Raw genomic sequence first — 18,980 nt, 5'->3', positions numbered from 1 at the left:
GATCACCTCTACCATTTCTCTCTAACTGATCTGTCCTTCAATCGCCTTAATATCCTGTTCGACTCCTACACTGGTACGAACGATAACCTCCAAAGCCTTTTTCACGCTCATCAAGCCCATGCTTGGCTGTCCAGGAAACCGAACGGCCTGTTCAGGTAAATAGGGAATATGAATAAAGCCCCCTTTTGTCCTTGTAAAACGCGTAGCTATCAGATGAGCTAAACCATAAAAGAGATGATTACAAACAAATGTACCGGCTGTTTGAGAAACGGAGGCAGGAATCCCTGCCAACCGAACCTCTTTGACAATCGCTTTGATCGGCAACGTAGACCAGTAAGCTACCGGACCTTCTTCTATAATGGGCTGATCGATTGGTTGATTCCCCTCATTATCTGGAATGCGGGCATCGTCTACATTAATCGCTATCCGTTCTACGGTGATGTCCGGGCGTCCGCCCGCCTGTCCGACACAAATCACGACGTCAGGCTGTACCTCGGCCATGCTGCTCTCCAAGACCTCCAGAGAACGATGAAAGACAGTGGGAATTTGTTTGATGAATACCTCAACATTAGGAATATCAAGCTTGTAGCATTGTTGCACTGCTTCCCATGCAGGATTGATTTGTTCCCCACCAAAAGGATCAAAACCGGTTAACAAAACTTTCTTCACCATGATATTCCTCCTAAAATAGCAAATAGTACATTAGAAAGATATTAATTCCTAACAGCAATAAAGCAGTCGGAGCCTGCGCTTTTATCACCGCATTTTTATCAGGCAAATCTAATAGGGCCGCCGGAACAATATTAAAATTGGCTGCCATCGGAGTAAGCAACGTGCCACAATACCCAGAAAACATACCAATTGCCCCCAACACGGCTGGGTTTCCACCGTGCATTTGCACTAACAAGGGTAGCCCAATCCCAGCAGTCATGACGGGAAAGGCCGCAAATGCATTCCCCATTACCATCGTGAACAAGGCCATCCCCAATACATATGCAACGACAACTAGGAAACGATTATCCACTGGAATCGCAGAACTTACTAGATCAGCGATCACTGTGCCCACCCCTGCGGCTCCAAATAATGCTCCCAATGTGGCTAGCATTTGCGGCAGGACAGCAGCCCAGCCGATCGCATCCAGCAAACGACGCGACTCTTTTACTGGCTGAATACCTTTTGTCTTGGTAATGCTCATCGCTACCACTAACGAGACTAAACAAGCGACTCCTAAGCTCACCAACGTAACGTTCTGCTGATCTAGTAAAAATATTTCGCCTATTTTGGCATTTTTCAATAAAACACTACCAATTACGGTCACAACCGGGATCAATAGTGCGGGGATAAACAAACGATTCCCAAAACGTTTGGCGCTAGCCTCTCTTTGTTCATCCGTTGTTTGCTGATACGTTCCCAAGCGTACTCCGCCCAAACCAGCAATAAGCGCCATTAACAGCACAATGATGCCCATGACTAAGGAAGATACTAGCTTGCCTCCTAAAAAGGAAAAGGCAAATAAGGCCCAGAAAAGGGAGGTGGTAATACGACGGGGATTGCTTTTATCTCTTAACGCTAAAATCGAGATAATGACAAGAAACACGCCGGCAAGATAATAGATAAAATCTAACTGGATGAACATAGCGGTCACCTTCCCTTCCATGTAATACTACGCACTTTTTCGCAGTTGTTTGCTTTCTTCCATGTATCTTCTGATTTTTCCATCAAATAAATATAATCTTGTGCCATGAATCAAAAAGGCCGCAATTGCAGTTGGAATCCCCCATACTGCTATATGAAGAGGTTCAAGTGAGATGCCGTTTTGTTGGAAGAAGCCATGCATCAATAGGACGGCACCAAAAGCAATAAAAATGTCTTCTCCAAAAAATAAACCAATATTATCTGTAGCTGCTGATTGAGCCTTAATCTTGTCGCTTAGCTCTTTAGGCAATTGACCGTGTTTGTTCTCGGCTGCTCCTTCTGCCATCGGCGCTACCAACGGACGAACCATTTGAGCATGTCCACCTAAGCTGGTTAGTCCTAGCATGGCAGTGACTTCTCGTACAAATAGATACAAAATCAGCAATCGACCCGTAGTAGCCGCTTTTACTTTGCGAATTAATCGCTGTGACTGTTCCTTTAGCCCGTATCGTTCTAATAGACCGATAATTGGCAATGTTAAAATAAACAACGATAAATAGCGGTTCTTTTCAAAAGCTTCTCCAAATGTAATTAAGATTTGTTCAAACGATAAATTCCCTGCAAGTCCAGTAGCAATCCCTGCCACTGTAACAACGAGTAGTGGATTAAAGCGTAAAGCAAATCCGACAATAACAATTAAAATTCCGATCAGTGATAACATGTACACCCTCCCTTTATCTCATGGAATCTACCTGTCTATCTCTATTTGGTAAAAGATTGTTGTTTACTCTTGTACGTAGCCTTATGCTTGATGTCCTACCGTTTCAACTCTGATCTGCTCGTTTTCCAATTGTGATCGGATCTGTCTGGCAAAGGATAGCGCATGAGCTCCATCACCGTGAATGCAGACGGTGTCCGCTTGAATCCTAACATCTGTTCCTTGCTGTGAGGTAACTTTCCCTTCTTTAACCATTCGAATTACTTGGCTGACCGCTGCATCCGTGTCAGTTAAAACGGCATTGGGCTGTCGGCGGGAGGTAAGTGATCCATCGCTTTGATAGGTGCGATCAGCAAATACCTCATGGGCACTGCGTAAGCCAAGCTTTTCGGCTGCCTTAAGCAATCGGCTTCCTGATAGCCCGTACAAAAATAATTCTGAATCCAAGCTATATACGGCTTCTGCAATCGCTTCGGCCAAGCTCTCACTTTGTGCCGCCATATTGTACAAGGCTCCATGGGGCTTCACATGATGCAGAACACCCCCCTGCGCTTTCACAAAGGCATGTAGGGCTCCTATCTGGTATAGCACCATATCATGTGCCTCACGTGGTGAAATATCCATCGTACGGCGGCCAAAGCCGATTAAATCGGGCAGCCCTGGATGTGCTCCAATCGCTACTCCTTTTTCCAGAGCCATGTGAACGGTCTGGCGCATGGTAGATGGATCTCCTGCATGATAACCGCAAGCAATATTTGCCGAGCTGATAAATGCAAGAATCTCTTCATCGTTTCCCATCTGATACGCACCAAAGCTCTCTCCCAAATCACAATTCAAATCTACGCGATACATTGCTTCCCCTCCCTTTGACTTGTACATTGCGATACCTGGAAATTCCAGCATTACTCGTTCCGAAATTCGGAATAATCGTTCCATTTTTTATATTTTTACTCATTATAGATTTAGTTTAATAGATTGACAAGAAGCAATTTACAGAAAAAAACTACCCAACAAATCGCTAGGTAGTTTTGTTATTCTGCTTCTATCATCTTTATCAAATGTCTAGTGAAAGCTATGCCAGCTGGGTCCATCGATGACGCGGATACTCTCTTTGCCCACCAAGTGCACGCGAGATTCGTTCGGCTGTCTCCATTGTTTCTTTAATTAGCAAAGGTAGTTTATCAGGCTGAAAGCGCACCTCAGGACCTGCAACACTAAGACCAGCTATTAGTTTGCCCCGATGATCAAAAATAGGAGCCGCCACGGAGACCGTTTCGTTCTCTAATTCCGAGTAACTGATCGTATAAAAATTTTGACGAGACTCTTCCAGCTTTTTCAATAGCTCCCTGCCGTTCGTAATGGTTCCTTTAGCAATACGCTCAAATCGAACGTTTTCCAGATATTCTTCAACCTCTGCATCAGAAAGAAACGCTAAAATAATCCGTGAACAGGCCCCCGCATACAAAGGAGAGCGCCTCCCTACTTTCGTATACAATCGCACCGGATGCTTGGTATCTAGCTTCTCGACATAAATGGCATCCAGTCCATCCTTCATAATAAGATGAACAGCTTCCCCCATTTCCTCTCTTAGCTGATTCATCCAGGGAAGAGCTATTTGGCGAATATCTAACCGATCGGATACTAGTTGACCATATTGTAGAAAGGTTAACCCAAGCGCATACCGCCCCTCCTCGTCCTTACGAAGGAATCCCATCTCTTCAAGGGACCCGGCCATACGATGAACAGAGGTTTTTGGCTTATCGGTTAATTCTACTAATTGAGCTAACGTTAAATGTGGATGAGTAAGAAATAGAGAAAGTAAATCTAATGCTTTCACCACTGTCTTATTTTTATGCTGCACCTTCTCCTCATCCTTCCTATGATTATACATAACTCACGAAAATTTATATTATTATGACATATCTTATTACAGGGAGAAGGACTATGCCAAGCAATTCGTAATCAGAAGGCAAAATAAAGTACCCCAGCTTTGCTTATTTCAATCAAGCATAATGATCTTTTTTTACAACCTATTCGTTACAAAAAACCAGAAAAGAGTTTCACATCTATACTACTTTATGTACAAAAAGAAAAAAGCCAGCATTGCCAGGCTTTTACTCCTGCTGCGCAAATGCTAGCTTTCATCAGCTACTCATCTTAACCCCACATATTTATCGTATGCTTGAAACACCGCTCGACTAATATTTGATGCAGAGCGCCCTCCATAACCACCCTCTGGTACAACCACTGCTACTGCTAGCTTCGGTTTGTCCGCGGGTGCATAGGCGATAATGACACCATTATTGACCCTTGCGTGTTTGTGCCATTTCGTAATGGATTCTTCTTTTGAATTCGTCGAAATGACAGGAACATAAATATCCTGTTCAGATGTACCTGTCTTGGCTGCTACCTGATAGGGAAGGCCTCGAAATGCATTGACAGAGGTTCCGCCTGGTTGCGTTACCTGTATCATTCCATTCCGTAAAATATCCCAATGTACTTGCGGTTGCTCGATTTTATTTAGAACCTTAGGCTTGGGCCGAAACACAATGTTTCCTTTTTCATCTACGATTTTATCCACAAGCTGAGGCTGTAGCCGAACGCCTTTATTTGCTAAAGTCGCGGCGTATTGAGCTAATTGAACTGTCGTGGCTCGAACCTGTTGTCCAAAGGAGGCTTGTACCATTGCAGCCAGTGGCCCATAGTTTTGATTCATAACTAGATAATCCTCTTTGCCCTTATTCTCACTCGGTAGGTCCACTTCCGTCAACACGCCCAACCCAAACTGATGATAGTACTCCTGCAACAGCGAAACTGCTCTGTTACCCTTCTTTTTGGCAACACCTTCTCCAATGCGCGCCATATACGTATTCGAGGATTTAGCTATCGCCTTTACTGGATTGAGCACACCGTAATTATGACCGTTATCGTTTTTTATTCGATCGTTCCCTCGACCATAGTAGTACGTAACCGGATCGGTCCATTGATCGCTCGGCGTAATGATGCCCTCTTTTAACCCTAGCAATACTGTAATTGGCTTCATCACAGAGCCGGAGGGCACGATTGATTTGGGATGCTTATTATTTTCCTGTTCCGCTGAAGGGCCTGTTAATGGCCGAACATCGTAAGGAGCCTCACGAATCGTCCCATTGGTAACAGAGTATTTCATTTGCTCATACGTAGCCTGATCTGGACCATGCACCCAAACATTAGGATCATATTCGGGATAGCTGACCATCGAAACTACCTTACCGGTATCCACTTCCATCGCTACTACATAAGCTGTTTTCGCTCCAGAAGCTAATGAAACACTTCTTCTTAGCTTGGGGAGGAAGTCTTTAATGAAATCTCTAATTTCTAACTGTACACGCTCATCAATGTTTAGATAGAGACTTTGACCACGTATGGGAGCCTCTTTCTTTAGCTCGCGCTGTACGGACTGATCGGCCGCCACCTCATATAAGCGATAGCCATTCTTTCCGCGCAGTTCCTTTTCATAGCTACGCTCGATCCCGTCTAATCCAACCAATTGATCAGAAAGATAATTCTCCTGCTCTGTTTTATAAAACGAGCTGTTCAAATTTTGGGCTACATGATAAGGACGAACGTAGCCAATGGTTTGTACAGCTATTTGTTTGGTGTCGTATTCTCTGATCGATTTTGTTACCACATCTACACCTGGCAAGTCTTCCCGATGCTCCTCTAAATAAGCAATTTCTTCGGGGGTCAGGTCATACTTAATTTCTTTTTCCATATATTTCGGGGCATTTCGAGCAATGTTTTTCCGCTGCCCATTCTCCAAGGTGAAGCCTACATCCAGCTTTTTCATAATTGCGCTTTGTGTCATTCCTCGGAGAACTTTTTCAAGTTTCTTGGCTAATTCAATAATCTCCCGCTGCTTTATACCCTCTGGTTCATGAAAAACTGCTGTAAATGAAGCTCTGCTATGTACCAGCAGCTTGCCATTACGATCATAAATATCGCCGCGAACGGCCGGAATGGGGTCTTTTTTGAGGGAGCGAGAGCTTAACACTCTTTCAAACTCGCTTCCCTCTATAATCTGTAATTGAGCCAATCGCAGAATAATCGCGGAAAATAAAAAGAAGGTAATCAGAAAAATCCATTGCATACGCTGTAAGCGCTGTTCCTGATGCAGTTTTTGTTCTGCTTTATCCACAAAAGGCTCTCCTTATCTTTCTGCTGTCTTTTCACTAGGAATCTCTACTCATTTCCTGCGCAAAAATTCGTTTAACCTTGGGATCAAGATAATGACTGCCACCTCGACCTTTTACATTCTCTATCATCATCGTTAGTAATAGCTTTGGCTTATCTACATTAAACACAGCCATCCAGCCATACTCCAACCCATCCTCACCTTTTCTCGCCTTTAACTCGGCTGTTCCCGTTTTTCCTGCCACACGGATACCCGATGGTTTGGCAAACCGCCCTGTCCCTTGTGAATTTTCCATCACTTGAATTAGGTCAGCTTTAATCAATGCTGCTGTCTCCTTCGACATTACATTTTTCCTCCAAATGGCTTGCGGCTTCATCTCCTGCTGGGTTAAAGCGGGGTAGACTATATTTCCCTCATTTACAAATGCGCTATAGGTCAACGCCAGATGAAGAGGTGTCATTGTTACTTCTCCTTGCCCATACCCAGAATCAGCTAGCTGAATTTCATTTCTGATATCCTGGTTAGCTATTTTTGATTTCCTTAACGGATAGGTAAGCGGCAAATTTTCACCTATACCAAACTTTTTTGCTCCTTCTAAGAAAACCTGCTGCCCCATCTGTAATGCCGCTTGCGCAAAATAAATATTATCGGAATACACGAGGGCTTTTTCTAAAGTAACGGGGCTATGTGGGTCTTTCACTCGCGTTACCTCGTATTTCCCCCATGAGGAATCCTTTTGCCAATGTAATCCCTTGACAGTCATGCCTTGCTCAGGCTGGATACTTCCTTGTTCCAGTCCAATCGCCGCCGTAATAGGCTTAAAGGTGGAACCCGGCGCAAATCCAATAGCAAAGCGATTAAGTAGTGGTTTAGCTGGATCGTCATTTAGCTGGGTCCATTCCTTATTGGATAATCCTCTGATAAACGCGTTAGGATCATACGCTGGTGTACTTAGCATCGCCAGCACTTCTCCAGTAAGCGGATGAATAGCCGCCGCTGTCCCTGCATCATTCTTCATTTCCTCATAGATTGCAAACTGTAGATCAGCATCAATGGTTAGTGCGAGCTTCTGCCCATCCTGTGCTAGTTTTTTTGCTAGCACTTCCTTTTCCTGTCCCTGCTCATCCGCTATAATAATCCGCGCACCTGGCGTACCGTGTAATTGTTCCTCATAGACCTGCTCCACGCCCGCCTTCCCCACTAAATCCGTAGCACGATAACCTTTTGGCTCGTATAACTTCCATTGCTCTTCATTCATACTGCCGATATAACCGATTAAATGAGCAGTAGCCTGACGATAAGGATAATAGCGCACCTGTTTCTTACGTAGCATCAAGCCCTCAATCTTTTCTAATTGATCTAAGCGATCGTCTTCCTTAGCTTGCGTTGCTAATGGAACAAATAACTCTGGCTTCACCCATTTTGCATTTCGTTTCGCCGCAATTTGTTCGACGGTCATATCTAATAGAGCGGCTGTTTTTTGTTTCTGATCGTCTGAATTTTTTTCCCATTTTTCAGGTATTAGCCCTACTTCATAAGCGACCCCTGTTGTGGCTAATAAGATTCCATTACGATCTACAATTTCCCCTCGCTGTGGCAGGATGGTTTGGACCCTCACCTTATCTTTCTCCTTCATGCTAGGAAAAATGAGGGATTCATTCCATTTGATATACCAATCTTTTTTTCCACTCTGATTTTCACGTACCATTGTTAGCTTATGTGTAAAAGTAAGAGGACCAGCGACTGTATTCATGCTAACTTGGTAGGGCAGGTGAAGCTCCTCATTTTTCGTGATGGATTCACGTCCCATTGAGGTATCCTTCACTTGTACATGACTGGCTTCCATCCCGTTATAAATGCTTTCATAGCGGCTTATAAATGCCGTCTTTGTCATTTTTTTCTTTGTATCCAAAGCTAGTTGCTCATACATTTGGGCAAAGTCCTGTTTACCCCAGTTGTCCAGATACTCCTCAAAACGTTTTTCTGCCCGATCCTTTACAACACGAGGATCATCTTCCATCAAATGGGCGTAAATAAAAATTCCTCCTACAGCAAGAAGAACTCCAACGATAGAAAAAAAGAGTATTCTTTTCATGATAAATCCACTCCTTCCTCCTAAAGATAGGTCATACGTCATCCAATAAACATATTGTTCCAACATTAGATCGGTGATAAATCGCTCATATTTACATGAGACAGTCCTTCGTCCCATCAAAATGGCACATAATAAAAAAGCCAGAAGAACAACAACAGACCTCCCTCTCTTATCAGAACGGAATTCCTCTGCTTTGTCTTCTGGCTTTTCTGCCTTTTATAAGTCCAACATATAACCATACCGTGGTATGGTGATAATTTTATCACCGTACTCACCCAACCTTTTACGTAAACGGTAAACCAATGCATTAATCTCGGCCCGACCTACATCTGGCAATCCATCCACTGTAGATGACCGTTCTGGCCACACATGCACTTTCATCTCATCATAGCTCACAGCTTGATTTACACGCTCGTACATGAGCATCAACAGATCAATATCTTTTCCCGATAAATAAAGACGAACTCCATCCAGCAGAATTTCTCTTCTCTCCACATTGATGGTTAAACCCTTCACATCCGTACTCCCATTGCTTGCCACTGGCTCAGTCTGTTCCACCGCCTGATCCTTACTAGCACCCAATGGTCGAATAAACTCCCGTGTCACATCCAAGTCATTTTCCAATGTAAAGAAAATAAATTCTGCCTCTCCCTTTGCCAATGAAATACGATCTCCGTATTGTAAAACATGCGGGGCATTTTGGAGCGGTTGCCCATTTACCTCCGTGCCATGTTTGCTGTTTAAGTCATAAAGAACGTACTGATTTTTTTCTTGGCGGATGACAGCGTGTTGTCTTGATATAAATAAACTGGTAAAAGATAAATCAGGTTGATACGTCGCACCACGTCTACCAATTGTGCATTCGGTCTCTGTAATGAATTTTTTGACCGTCGTCTGGTTGGAATCTCCCTTTTTAATGAAGAGATATGCTTCTACTCCCAACATGATATCACTCCAAATAACAGTTAATCCTTCACTCTATTATAAACGATTCTTATACGTCAACAAGAGCTGCTTGGTTTGCAGCCCTTGTTCTTTCCCTTTTTCATCCTATTTGTTCTGGGATGGTGTTGGGAGCATGTTATATTTTTTGAGGATTTGTAATGTAATATTTTTAGCCTTTACTCCTGAGGAACTTCCTTCCCCATTCACATTGGTAACAAAGATATAAGGATGTCCCTCTATCTTAACAAACCCTACAAACCAACCAACTGCTGGTGTATTGCGTGTCCCTGTTTTTCCGTAAAGCGTGTACAAGTCCTCATCCTGCTGGATCATCATGCGTTTCACAGTCTTCATTACCTGCTTGTCAAACGGCAATTGTTCTTTATATAGCTTTTCTAAGAAATCTGCCTGCTCCAGAGGTGTGATCTTTAAAGTACTATTTAGCCAAAATTTATCAATTCCACCGCTGATATCCTGATTCCCATAGGCTGCTTTATGTAACCATTCCTTCATGCGTTCTGCACCAATATCGCGAGCTAGCTGTTGATAGTACCAGACTGTTGAATAGCGCATCCCCGAACCAAGCGTATGATCCTTGTTCCAGACATCAAGATCGCGCTTCACGCCATCCCAGCGCTTCACCGTATATTCATCGTCCACTGCTTTTACTTGAAGACCTATTAGAGCATTCATGATTTTAAAAGTAGACTCAGGTGCTTGCGGTTGTTTTGCTCTCTCTTCATTAAAAATAAAGGTCGAATTTTTCTCCACATCACGCAGGATAAACGTACCTTCGTCATTTGGAAAAAATTCCTTCACTTCCACCTTGGATAAATCAACGATCTCTTTTTTCTCAGATATACTTGCTGGTCTTTGTAGCTCAGATTCCTTTGCCATTACTGAGCATCCCGCCATAGCCACACTTAGAAGTAACACCGCGCCATATTTCAATAGTTTCATGATCGGCACCCCCACTATATTTTTCCTTCTATTTATAACGATGTAAAATGTTCTTTATCGCTTCCTGCCTATACCAATATATGCTAGTAAAGGCACTAATAACATGCTTGAACCGTTATAAACTCATGAGAGTCTGATGATAAAACGATGATACGGCGCTTAGCTTGACTGACACCTAACCAAATGATACTCTAAACGCGACTCTTGACCGGGATAACGATACGTAATGGAGGTGTATGTGTGACATGGGACTTCTTCAGGTAACAAACGTCAGCAAAATATACGGGGGGAAAATTCCCTATCGCGCTTTAACCGACGTGAACTTTCACATAGAAGAGGGAGAGTTTATTGCTATCATGGGGCCGTCAGGGAGCGGAAAAACGACCCTATTAAATCTTATTGCCACAATTGATATCCCCACCACTGGAGATATTCTATTAAATGGTGAAAATCCTCATAAGATCAAAAAATCAAAGCTAGCGGTGTTTCGCAGACGTAATCTAGGCTTTGTGTTTCAGGATTTTAATCTATTAGATACTTTAACACTGGGCGAAAATATCTTATTGCCGCTCGCGCTTGATTTTTACAAGGTTCCTGAAATGAAACAGAAATTAGATGAAATCGCTACTCAGCTAGAAATTAATCACATTTTACAAAAGCGTCCCTACGAGGTGTCAGGTGGGCAAAACCAGCGTGCAGCCATCGCGAGAGCCATCATCCATTCGCCCTCCCTTTTATTAGCAGACGAGCCTACGGGTAATCTGGATTCTAAATCAACCCGCATCGTCATGGAAACTCTGCAAAGCATTAATGCTACCAAAAAAACCACGATGATGATGGTGACACACGATCCTGTAGCTGCTAGTTACTGTGATCGCGTTTTATTTATCAAGGATGGGACGCTATATAATGAAATTCAACGCGGAGAAAGCCGTCAGGTGTTCTTCCAGCAAATCTTAGATGTTCTTGCACTTTTAGGGGGAAATACCTATGACCTTTCTACAATTCATCGCCACTAATGTACGTCGTAAATTCAGGTTTTATTTGGCGTATTTTTTAAGTGTTACGTTTGTCATCATGATTTATTTTACCTACGGCATGTTCATTTATCATCCAGGAACGACTACAGAAGGTCTACATTACTTGGTGGTGAATGGAATGACCGTAGCCGAAGCCATTATCTTCTGCTTTTCCTTTGCCTTTATCTGGTACTCCACCAATATTTTTCTTAAGATGCGGAAAAAAGAGTTTGCCGTTTTATCTATACTTGGTATTTCACGCTGGCAGATCAATTTCATGATATTTATGGAAAACCTGCTGTTAGTTACGTTATCTATGGCGGTTGGCATTGGATTTGGTCTGCTATTCTCCAAATCCTTCTTCATATTCGCTTCAGCCATTCTTGATATGGACGAAATACCATTTTATATACCAACTAAAGCTCTTTTACTTACGATCGTTTCCTTTTATACTGCCTTTTTGCTTATTTCTTTTTTCACTCTATTTACAACGAAGCACCGGAGTATCAAGGTTTTACTTGATGAATCACGCAAACCGAAAAAGGAGCCTAAGGGATCGGTTATTTTAGCTCTTTTCTCTATCCTTTGCATTGGTTCAGCCTACTATATTACGTTTACCCTTAAAAACGATATCTTTGAGGTTATAAGGTGGATGTTTATAGTCATTCTCTTAACCTGTGTCGGTACTTACTTCTTCTACTCTCAGTTTGGAGCATTCCTGATTAATTGGGTAAAAAAAAGACCCATTCTCTACTGGCGTGGAACCCGAATTATTTGGCTGTCCGATCTAGCTTATCGTATTAAGGATAATGCCCAGATGTTTTTTATGGTAACCATTGTCTCCACTGTCGCCTTTACTTCGGCAGGAGCATTGATCAGTGTCCTAGGTATACTTGGTATGGTCAAGGATACGCTTCCACTGACAATCGAGTATAAGTACTATCACGATGAGAAGCTTGAGGGTAAAAAATCGACACAAATCATTGAGGATCATCTAGCCAATTATCATGTAAACTATGAACGAGTCGAGGTCGAGGATTTATATTTTTCTAAGCCAGTACCACGTGCAGATGTCATAAAGATATCAGCTTATAATCAATTAGCAGCACTGCTAGAGCGTGAAACGTATCAAATTAAGAAGGGGGAGGCTCTTTGGATTAGAGCAAGCTATTTACCCGAGGATGGCATTCCTGACCTTCTTGCGAAAGACGGCAAGCCTTTTCGCTTGGTACAAAAGATAGACAAGCCAGTCCTTTCTTATCAATGGAACACATTAGCTGTATCCGATGAAGACTTTGCCTATCTGAAGGAAAAGGCCTCCTCTAACTATACGGTTGTAGGCTATGTGGTTCATGAGTGGAGAAAGGGAGGCCCTATCAATAAAGACGCGGTAGCCTTCTCAAAAGAAATCAACCAAAAGCTAGCCGAGGATCAACATCCGTTAGTTCGTGATGCCTACTATGCTGAAGCAAAGCGGGCCGTTGGCAGTGCGTTATTTATCGGTTTATTTGTAGCCGTCATCTTTTATGTTTGTGCAGGAAGCTTTTTATACTTCCGACTTTATATGGATCTTGATCGGGATAAACAATATTATCAAACGATCTCTAAGATTGGCTTATCCATAGAAGAATGGCAAAAAAGCATGACTGTCCAAATCGCTCTGCTCTTCTTTGTTCCATTCACACTAGCTATCGTGCACACGTCAGTAGCTTTAGTCGGTCTCCAAAAGGTGTATTCCAGCGGCACCTTCGTTTCGATTTTTAAAACATCAATTGTAAGCATTCTGATTTTCTTTGTACTTCAGCTTGTTTATTTCCTCATTGTTCGCTCTCACTTTTTACAAAAATTAAAAAGACATATTATGTAGAGATTCAAAAAACAACCATTGCTTATCCTGCTAGGCAATGGTTGTTTTTGATTTTCCATAGAATTAAGCTGTTGCTTTGTCCTTACGTTTAAAACCGTACGTCAGCTTTCTCCAGATAAACTCTAACGGCCCCTGCTTGAACTTCAAGAAATACAGATTACTTATGATCACTTGAACAACAAGGATGATCATCGCCATGTAGAAGGACTGAACTAATGTATAGCCATTTGACCAACCAAATAGAGAAATGATCACAGACCCAATGATATTTTGTGTAAAATAAGAGGTTAACCCTAGTCGTCCGTAATTAGCAAATGGTTTTAACATCGTAGCCACTCGCTCATTGCGTAATAAAAGGAACAAACTACTCATGTATAACAAAGCCATTGGATAAGTATCCAAGCGGGAGAAAAATGGCTGGAGTATTTCTTGTAGTGGGTTATCTGTAAAGTGGCACCACAGAATCCCTACAAAAGGAATGATACTCAGTACGAATGTAATAAGCTGTGTACGTTTCAGCAGGTGTACATGCTTATCTACCTCCGCTACAATCTTTTGTTTCCCTACATAAAGTCCCAGTAAAAACATCCCCAAAATGGCAAAAGTATCGCTCTTAAATGAGCTGATAAACTCTGGCACTGGACTACCAAGATAGGTTTGCACAGCCGCAATTCCACTAGCTAATACTGTTATAGCAAAGAGTCCCATTGCCCAGATCAGTATGGTTTTCGCTGATCTACGATAAAAAGGTATCAAGGCAAAGCCCAAAATAGCATAATAGAACAGAATATCTCCAAACCAGGTAAGGATGTGTAAAATACCGAACAATAAGAGTGCTGCCAGACGACGAACAAAAAGAATAAACGGTTTATCTCCTCGTGCCTCTGCACGACTCATAAAAATGTAGAAGCCAAGTCCAAACAAGAACGAAAAAATACTGAAAAATTTCGTTGTGATAAATAAATCATATAGAAGGCGTAAGGTAGGATCAAAAGCATGCTGAGTTATGCTTTGCCCTTCAATATAAGTCATATAGGCTGGTGCATTCACCAGCAAAATCCCCATAAGTGCAATCCCACGCAAGATATCCATCGAAACAATACGCTCTTTTTTTGTGACCGATAATGCGGTCATAGACATCAATCCTTTTTTATCATAATAGTGTCGTTCGCTAGCGACTCGTTGTCATTATTGTAATGAATACTAGATTTTTTAACCATGCATGAAGATTACACACCACTTACATTTTTGTAAGGTTTAATAAAAAAAGCCGCCCAGCATTTCTCTGGACGGCCTTCGTTACTTATGAAGCTTGATTCTTAAATTGTGTATGGTACAGATTATAGTAAAAGCCCTGTTGCTCCAGTAATTCCTTATGATTGCCTCTCTCAATGATCTCCCCTTGGTTAATGACCAAGATTTGATCCGCCTCCTGAATCGTACTCAAGCGATGGGCAATCACGAAGCTAGTTCGTCCTTGCATCAATACTTTCAAGGCTTTCTGAATTTGCATCTCAGTTCTTGTATCAATACTGCTGGTTGCCTCGTCCAAAATCAGGATGGATGGGTCCGCTAGAATCGCCCGCGCAATGGTCAGCAATTGCCGCTGTCCTTGACTGATATTGCTAGCATCCTCCGTGAGCTTCGTATGATAGCCTTCTGGCAGGCGTTCAATAAAGGAATGAGCATTCGCCATGCGAGCTGCATACATGACCTGCTCGTCTGTAGCATCTAGCCTGCCGTAGCGAATATTTTCGATTACAGTTCCCGCAAACAAGTAGGTATCCTGTAGTACCATCCCGATAGAGGACCGCAGATTCTCTTTGTCAATCTGACGTATATCCCGTCCGTCTACGATGACACTTCCCTGCTGCACATCGTAGAATCTCATCAATAGATTTACAATTGTTGTTTTACCTGAACCAGTAGGGCCTACTAGAGCAATCATTTGCCCAGGCTCCGCTACCAGATTAATCTCTTGTAAGACAGGCTTATCTGGCTTATAGCCAAAAGTGACATCCTTAAACTCTACTTTTCCTTCCACTTGTTCAAGGGAGTCCGCCACTGCTTGATCCGCGAATTCCGGTTCCTCATCCAGCACCTCAAATACACGTTCTGCACCAGCAAAAGCTGATTGTAGCATGTTAAATTGATTTGCCATCTCATTTAGCGGACGAGCAAACTGCTTCGAGTAATTTAAAAAGGCAGTTATGATCCCGATCGTGATAACACCTTGTACAGCCATGTACCCACCTATGCCTGCAACCAACGCAAAGCTGAGATTATTAATAGCATTCATCAGTGGAGGAATGACTCCAGAGAAGACCTGCGCTTGAGCCCCTACTTTTTTCAAGCGCTGATTTTTTTCTGCAAATTGGTCGATGGTTTGTTGTTCACGATTAAAAGCCTTGACCACCCGTTGTCCCGAAATCATTTCTTCAATATATCCATTTAATTGCCCCAGCTCTGTCTGCTGTTCTAAGAAGAGCTTACGCGTACGCTCCGCAATTTTTTTTGTAATAAATAAGCCAAGTGGCACAACAATGAGACTAACCAATGTTAAAGATGGACTTAGCATCAGCATCATTCCCACGGCCCCAATTACAGTAATGAGACTGGAAAAAATTTGCGTTGTTGCTTGTGAGAGAGTGTTATTAATATTCTCTACGTCATTGGTTAGACGACTCATCAAATCACCGCGGGGTCTTTCATCAAAAAAACGCAAAGGCAGAGTCTGTACTTTATCAAAGATATCCTTTCGCATACTCTTGACCGTCTTTTGCGAGACACTTGCCATCAAATAGGTTTGTAACCAGGAAGCAAGCGCCCCCAAAATATATACGATGATTAAGCTCCCAACAATCTTGGCTAACAATGAGAATTGAACCTGTCCCGTGGTAATCCCCATGCTATCAATGGCCTTTCCAATCAGCAGAGGGCCCATCAACGCAAAGCCGGAGCTAGCAAGCACTAGGAAAAACACCAGGAATAACGACCAGCGTTGTTCCCGTAAATATCCCCATAGCCGTTTGAGCGCCTCCATTGAATTTTTCGGTTTAACAACGGGCATGCCCGTCATTCCTTTTCCCATAGGCCCGCCCATTCCTTTTGAACGTTGTGGTTCTGATCCTCCTCGATTCATCTAAATCGCCTCCTCTCTTACTTGGGAACGATAGATATCCTGATACACATCCGAGTGTTGCATCAGTTCTTGGTGAGTTCCAATATCTGAAATCTGACCATTATCTAATACAATGATTTTGTCTGCTTCCATCACAGAGCTAATGCGTTGTGCAACAATAAAACAAGTCGTATGTCCTAATTGCTCTTTTAACGCTTTTTGAATGAGAGCCTCGGTCGTCAAATCCACCGCACTAGTGCTATCGTCCAAAATGAGAATGTTTGGCTTTGCCAGTAGAGCGCGAGCAATGGACAAGCGCTGTTTTTGTCCGCCTGATAGATTAACTCCCCGTTGACCTACCACTGTATCATAGCCAGCAGGTAGTTTCGCTATAAATTCATCAGCTTGGGCTGCCTTTGCTGCGGCTATCACTTGATCATCTGAGGCCTCGGGATCGCCCCAGCGAATATTATCACGAATGGTTCCCGAGAACAGTACTGCCTCCTGTAAAACCATCCCGATGTTTTTGCGAAGCTCCTGTAAGCTCAGCTCGCGAATATCCGTTCCATCCAATAAAATACGTCCCTCTGTCACATCATAAAAACGTGGGAGCAAATGAACCAACGTTGATTTACCCGAACCCGTAGAGCCCAGGACTGCAATTCGCTCACCCGGCGTCACCGAAAACGTTACATCCTTTAATACAGGTTGCCCGCTAGTACCAGCATACTGAAAGGAAACATGGTCAAATTCAATTTTTCCTGTATGCATATAAACGTCTTTATGCCCGACATCAGCAATAGTGGTTTTCGTATCCATTACCTCCACAATCCGATCCGCAGACACTTTTGCCCGCGACACCATCATGAGCATCATGCCAGCCATCATAAGGGCGAACAAAATCTGGGTCATATAATTGGTAAAAGCAATGACTTCTCCGAGCTGCATGCTACCTGTATTGACTTGAAAACCACCAAACCAAATAATCGCAACGATGCTTAGATTCATCAACAGCATCATAATCGGCATCATCAACGCCATGGTCCGTGCTGCCTTTACCGTTATATCAGCTAATTGGTCGTTCTCTGTTTGGAAACGTTCCTTTTCATAATCTGAACGAACGAAGGCCTTTACTACCCTTACCCCCGCCAAATTTTCACGTGTAACTCCATTTACTTTATCCAAGCTAGCCTGGACTTTTTTAAATAAAGGAAAACCCTTCTTAATAATTACCAGAAGAGATAGGATCAAGAGAGGTACGGTCACAACCAATACAAGCGCCATCTTCGCATTCAATGAAAATGCCATAACCATCCCGCCTATAAAAAGAAGCGGAAAGCGTGTTAGCATGCGCAGCATCATTAGAACCACGTTTTGTACCTGTGTAACATCATTAGTTAGGCGTGTAATTAAGGAAGAGGTTTTGAACTGATCCAGCTTATCAAAAGAAAAGGTCTGTATATGGCTAAACAGATCTAGCCTCACGTCTGCACCAAAATTCTGGGAAACGATGCTGGCAAAGTAAATACAGCCTACACCGCCAACAATCCCCAAAAGCGCAACCCCTACCATAATCAATCCGGTTTGAATGATATAGGTGACATCTCCATTAGCAACACCCTGGTCTACAATATGAGCCATCAGTGTCGGCTGAAGCAAATCCATTACCACCTCCAGAAACATGAGTAACACAGCGGCTACTGCATATTTTCTATAAGGCACAATATATTTAAAAAGTTTACCCATTCTGCTTGGCATCTCCCTTCGCATTTACTTTGACAGCTACATAATTTTAGAGGAAGCAGCCAATTGACATGCAAGCTTACCTTACCTTACCTAACCTCACACTACTCCGATAAATTCCGATGCATATGTGTTAAAAAGCGTCGAAGTAAGATTTTTTCTTCCTCCCGAAAGCCTTCAAAGCATTTTTTCTCAATCTCTTTAATCACTTTTTCAATCTGTTCTAATTTTTCTTTTCCTAATTCAGTTAAATACACCCGAGATGCTCTTAAATCATCGGGGTCAGGCTGACGTTCGATCAATCCAGATTTCTCCATACGATTCAGCATGACGGTGACAGTAGCTGCCTTTACCTTCATTTTCGTAACCAGTTCTTTTTGTACTCTTCCATTTTTGTTTTTTAGCAAAAACAAAACAGGCAATTGCCCCGGGTAGATTCCTACTTCATGCGACATTTGCCACATTTTATAATTATACGATCGCACCACACGAGATAGTAGCAATTCTAAAGAATCCAGATAAGGAGTCTCCTCCACTTTTACTCACCTCATTTAGTTAGCCAGCTATATATTAAGATAAACAGGATTATACTCCCTTATTTCACAAGGTGCAAGGGGGCTTGTGGAAGGTAAATAAAGGTAAATGTTATCCAAGCAAATAAAGGAACCGACTACCGCTACCAGGCCAATCGGTTCCTCTATCT

15 protein-coding genes are annotated in these 18,980 nt (G+C 42.6%); 2 read left to right on the top strand and 13 right to left on the bottom strand.

The genetic code is table 11. The features are described from left to right. Window positions 1-21 precede the first annotated feature (21 nt). The 9 genes from pcp to blaOXA all read right to left on the bottom strand — a co-directional run bounded on the left by pcp (window position 22) and on the right by blaOXA (window position 10,527). On the bottom strand, window positions 22-669 hold the full coding sequence (gene pcp / locus GOP56_RS17590) for a pyroglutamyl-peptidase I (protein WP_163246878.1): 648 nt from the start codon (window positions 667-669) through the stop codon (window positions 22-24). Window positions 670-682: 13 nt separating this feature from the next. Further along, on the bottom strand, window positions 683-1,636 hold the full coding sequence (locus tag GOP56_RS17585) for a DUF979 domain-containing protein (RefSeq protein WP_003343291.1): 954 nt from the start codon (window positions 1,634-1,636) through the stop codon (window positions 683-685). A gap of 27 nt (window positions 1,637-1,663) precedes the next feature. Next, a complete protein-coding gene (locus GOP56_RS17580; protein ID WP_003343290.1) occupies window positions 1,664-2,356 on the bottom strand; it encodes a DUF969 domain-containing protein in 693 nt (230 codons plus the stop codon). Between the two features lie 81 nt (window positions 2,357-2,437). Next, window positions 2,438-3,205 (bottom strand): 5-oxoprolinase subunit PxpA, encoded by a 768-nt coding sequence (gene pxpA, locus GOP56_RS17575; protein ID WP_163246176.1) that lies wholly within the window; start codon window positions 3,203-3,205, stop codon window positions 2,438-2,440. A 220-nt stretch (window positions 3,206-3,425) separates the two neighbouring features. Next, entirely contained in the window at window positions 3,426-4,214 is a 789-nt protein-coding gene (locus GOP56_RS17570; RefSeq protein WP_003333646.1) for an IclR family transcriptional regulator, read from the bottom strand. Window positions 4,215-4,505: 291 nt separating this feature from the next. Next, the gene (locus GOP56_RS17565; protein WP_163246175.1) at window positions 4,506-6,530 is read right to left on the bottom strand and encodes a peptidoglycan D,D-transpeptidase FtsI family protein; all 2,025 of its coding nucleotides are present in this window, start codon (window positions 6,528-6,530) and stop codon (window positions 4,506-4,508) included. Between the two features lie 34 nt (window positions 6,531-6,564). After that, window positions 6,565-8,622 (bottom strand): penicillin-binding transpeptidase domain-containing protein, encoded by a 2,058-nt coding sequence (locus tag GOP56_RS17560; protein WP_163246174.1) that lies wholly within the window; start codon window positions 8,620-8,622, stop codon window positions 6,565-6,567. A 216-nt stretch (window positions 8,623-8,838) separates the two neighbouring features. Then, window positions 8,839-9,567, bottom strand: coding sequence for an FHA domain-containing protein (locus tag GOP56_RS17555; protein WP_003333650.1), 729 nt, complete (start codon window positions 9,565-9,567; stop codon window positions 8,839-8,841). A 105-nt stretch (window positions 9,568-9,672) separates the two neighbouring features. Beyond that, window positions 9,673-10,527, bottom strand: coding sequence for a class D beta-lactamase (gene blaOXA, locus GOP56_RS17550; protein WP_003333652.1), 855 nt, complete (start codon window positions 10,525-10,527; stop codon window positions 9,673-9,675). A gap of 245 nt (window positions 10,528-10,772) precedes the next feature. Here blaOXA and GOP56_RS17545 point away from each other — a divergent pair, with 245 nt between their 5' ends. Together GOP56_RS17545 and GOP56_RS17540 are read left to right on the top strand one after the other, a co-directional pair. Beyond that, on the top strand, window positions 10,773-11,546 hold the full coding sequence (locus GOP56_RS17545) for an ABC transporter ATP-binding protein (protein WP_101667251.1): 774 nt from the start codon (window positions 10,773-10,775) through the stop codon (window positions 11,544-11,546). Beyond that, the gene (locus tag GOP56_RS17540) at window positions 11,518-13,413 is read left to right on the top strand and encodes an ABC transporter permease (protein ID WP_163246173.1); all 1,896 of its coding nucleotides are present in this window, start codon (window positions 11,518-11,520) and stop codon (window positions 13,411-13,413) included. The genes GOP56_RS17545 and GOP56_RS17540 overlap by 29 nt, the downstream gene beginning before the upstream one ends. Before the next feature lie 63 nt (window positions 13,414-13,476). Here the strand turns inward: GOP56_RS17540 and GOP56_RS17535 are convergent, their stop codons facing one another. From GOP56_RS17535 to GOP56_RS17520, 4 genes are all read right to left on the bottom strand, one after another. Next, window positions 13,477-14,547 (bottom strand): DUF418 domain-containing protein, encoded by a 1,071-nt coding sequence (locus GOP56_RS17535; RefSeq protein WP_163246172.1) that lies wholly within the window; start codon window positions 14,545-14,547, stop codon window positions 13,477-13,479. Between the two features lie 169 nt (window positions 14,548-14,716). Next, window positions 14,717-16,555 carry an ABC transporter ATP-binding protein gene (locus tag GOP56_RS17530; protein WP_163246171.1) on the bottom strand — a complete coding sequence of 613 codons (1,839 nt, stop codon included), beginning with the start codon at window positions 16,553-16,555 and terminating at the stop codon, window positions 14,717-14,719. Further along, a complete protein-coding gene (locus GOP56_RS17525; RefSeq protein ID WP_022585385.1) occupies window positions 16,556-18,280 on the bottom strand; it encodes an ABC transporter ATP-binding protein in 1,725 nt (574 codons plus the stop codon). A gap of 101 nt (window positions 18,281-18,381) precedes the next feature. After that, window positions 18,382-18,813, bottom strand: coding sequence for a MarR family winged helix-turn-helix transcriptional regulator (locus GOP56_RS17520; RefSeq protein ID WP_003343269.1), 432 nt, complete (start codon window positions 18,811-18,813; stop codon window positions 18,382-18,384). Window positions 18,814-18,980 lie beyond the last annotated feature (167 nt).

The organism is Brevibacillus sp. 7WMA2, from assembly GCF_010748895.1.
Classification (GTDB): domain Bacteria; phylum Bacillota; class Bacilli; order Brevibacillales; family Brevibacillaceae; genus Brevibacillus_B; species Brevibacillus_B halotolerans.
Note: the sequence above shows the minus strand (reverse complement) of the source record. Positions and strands in the feature narration are given on the sequence as shown.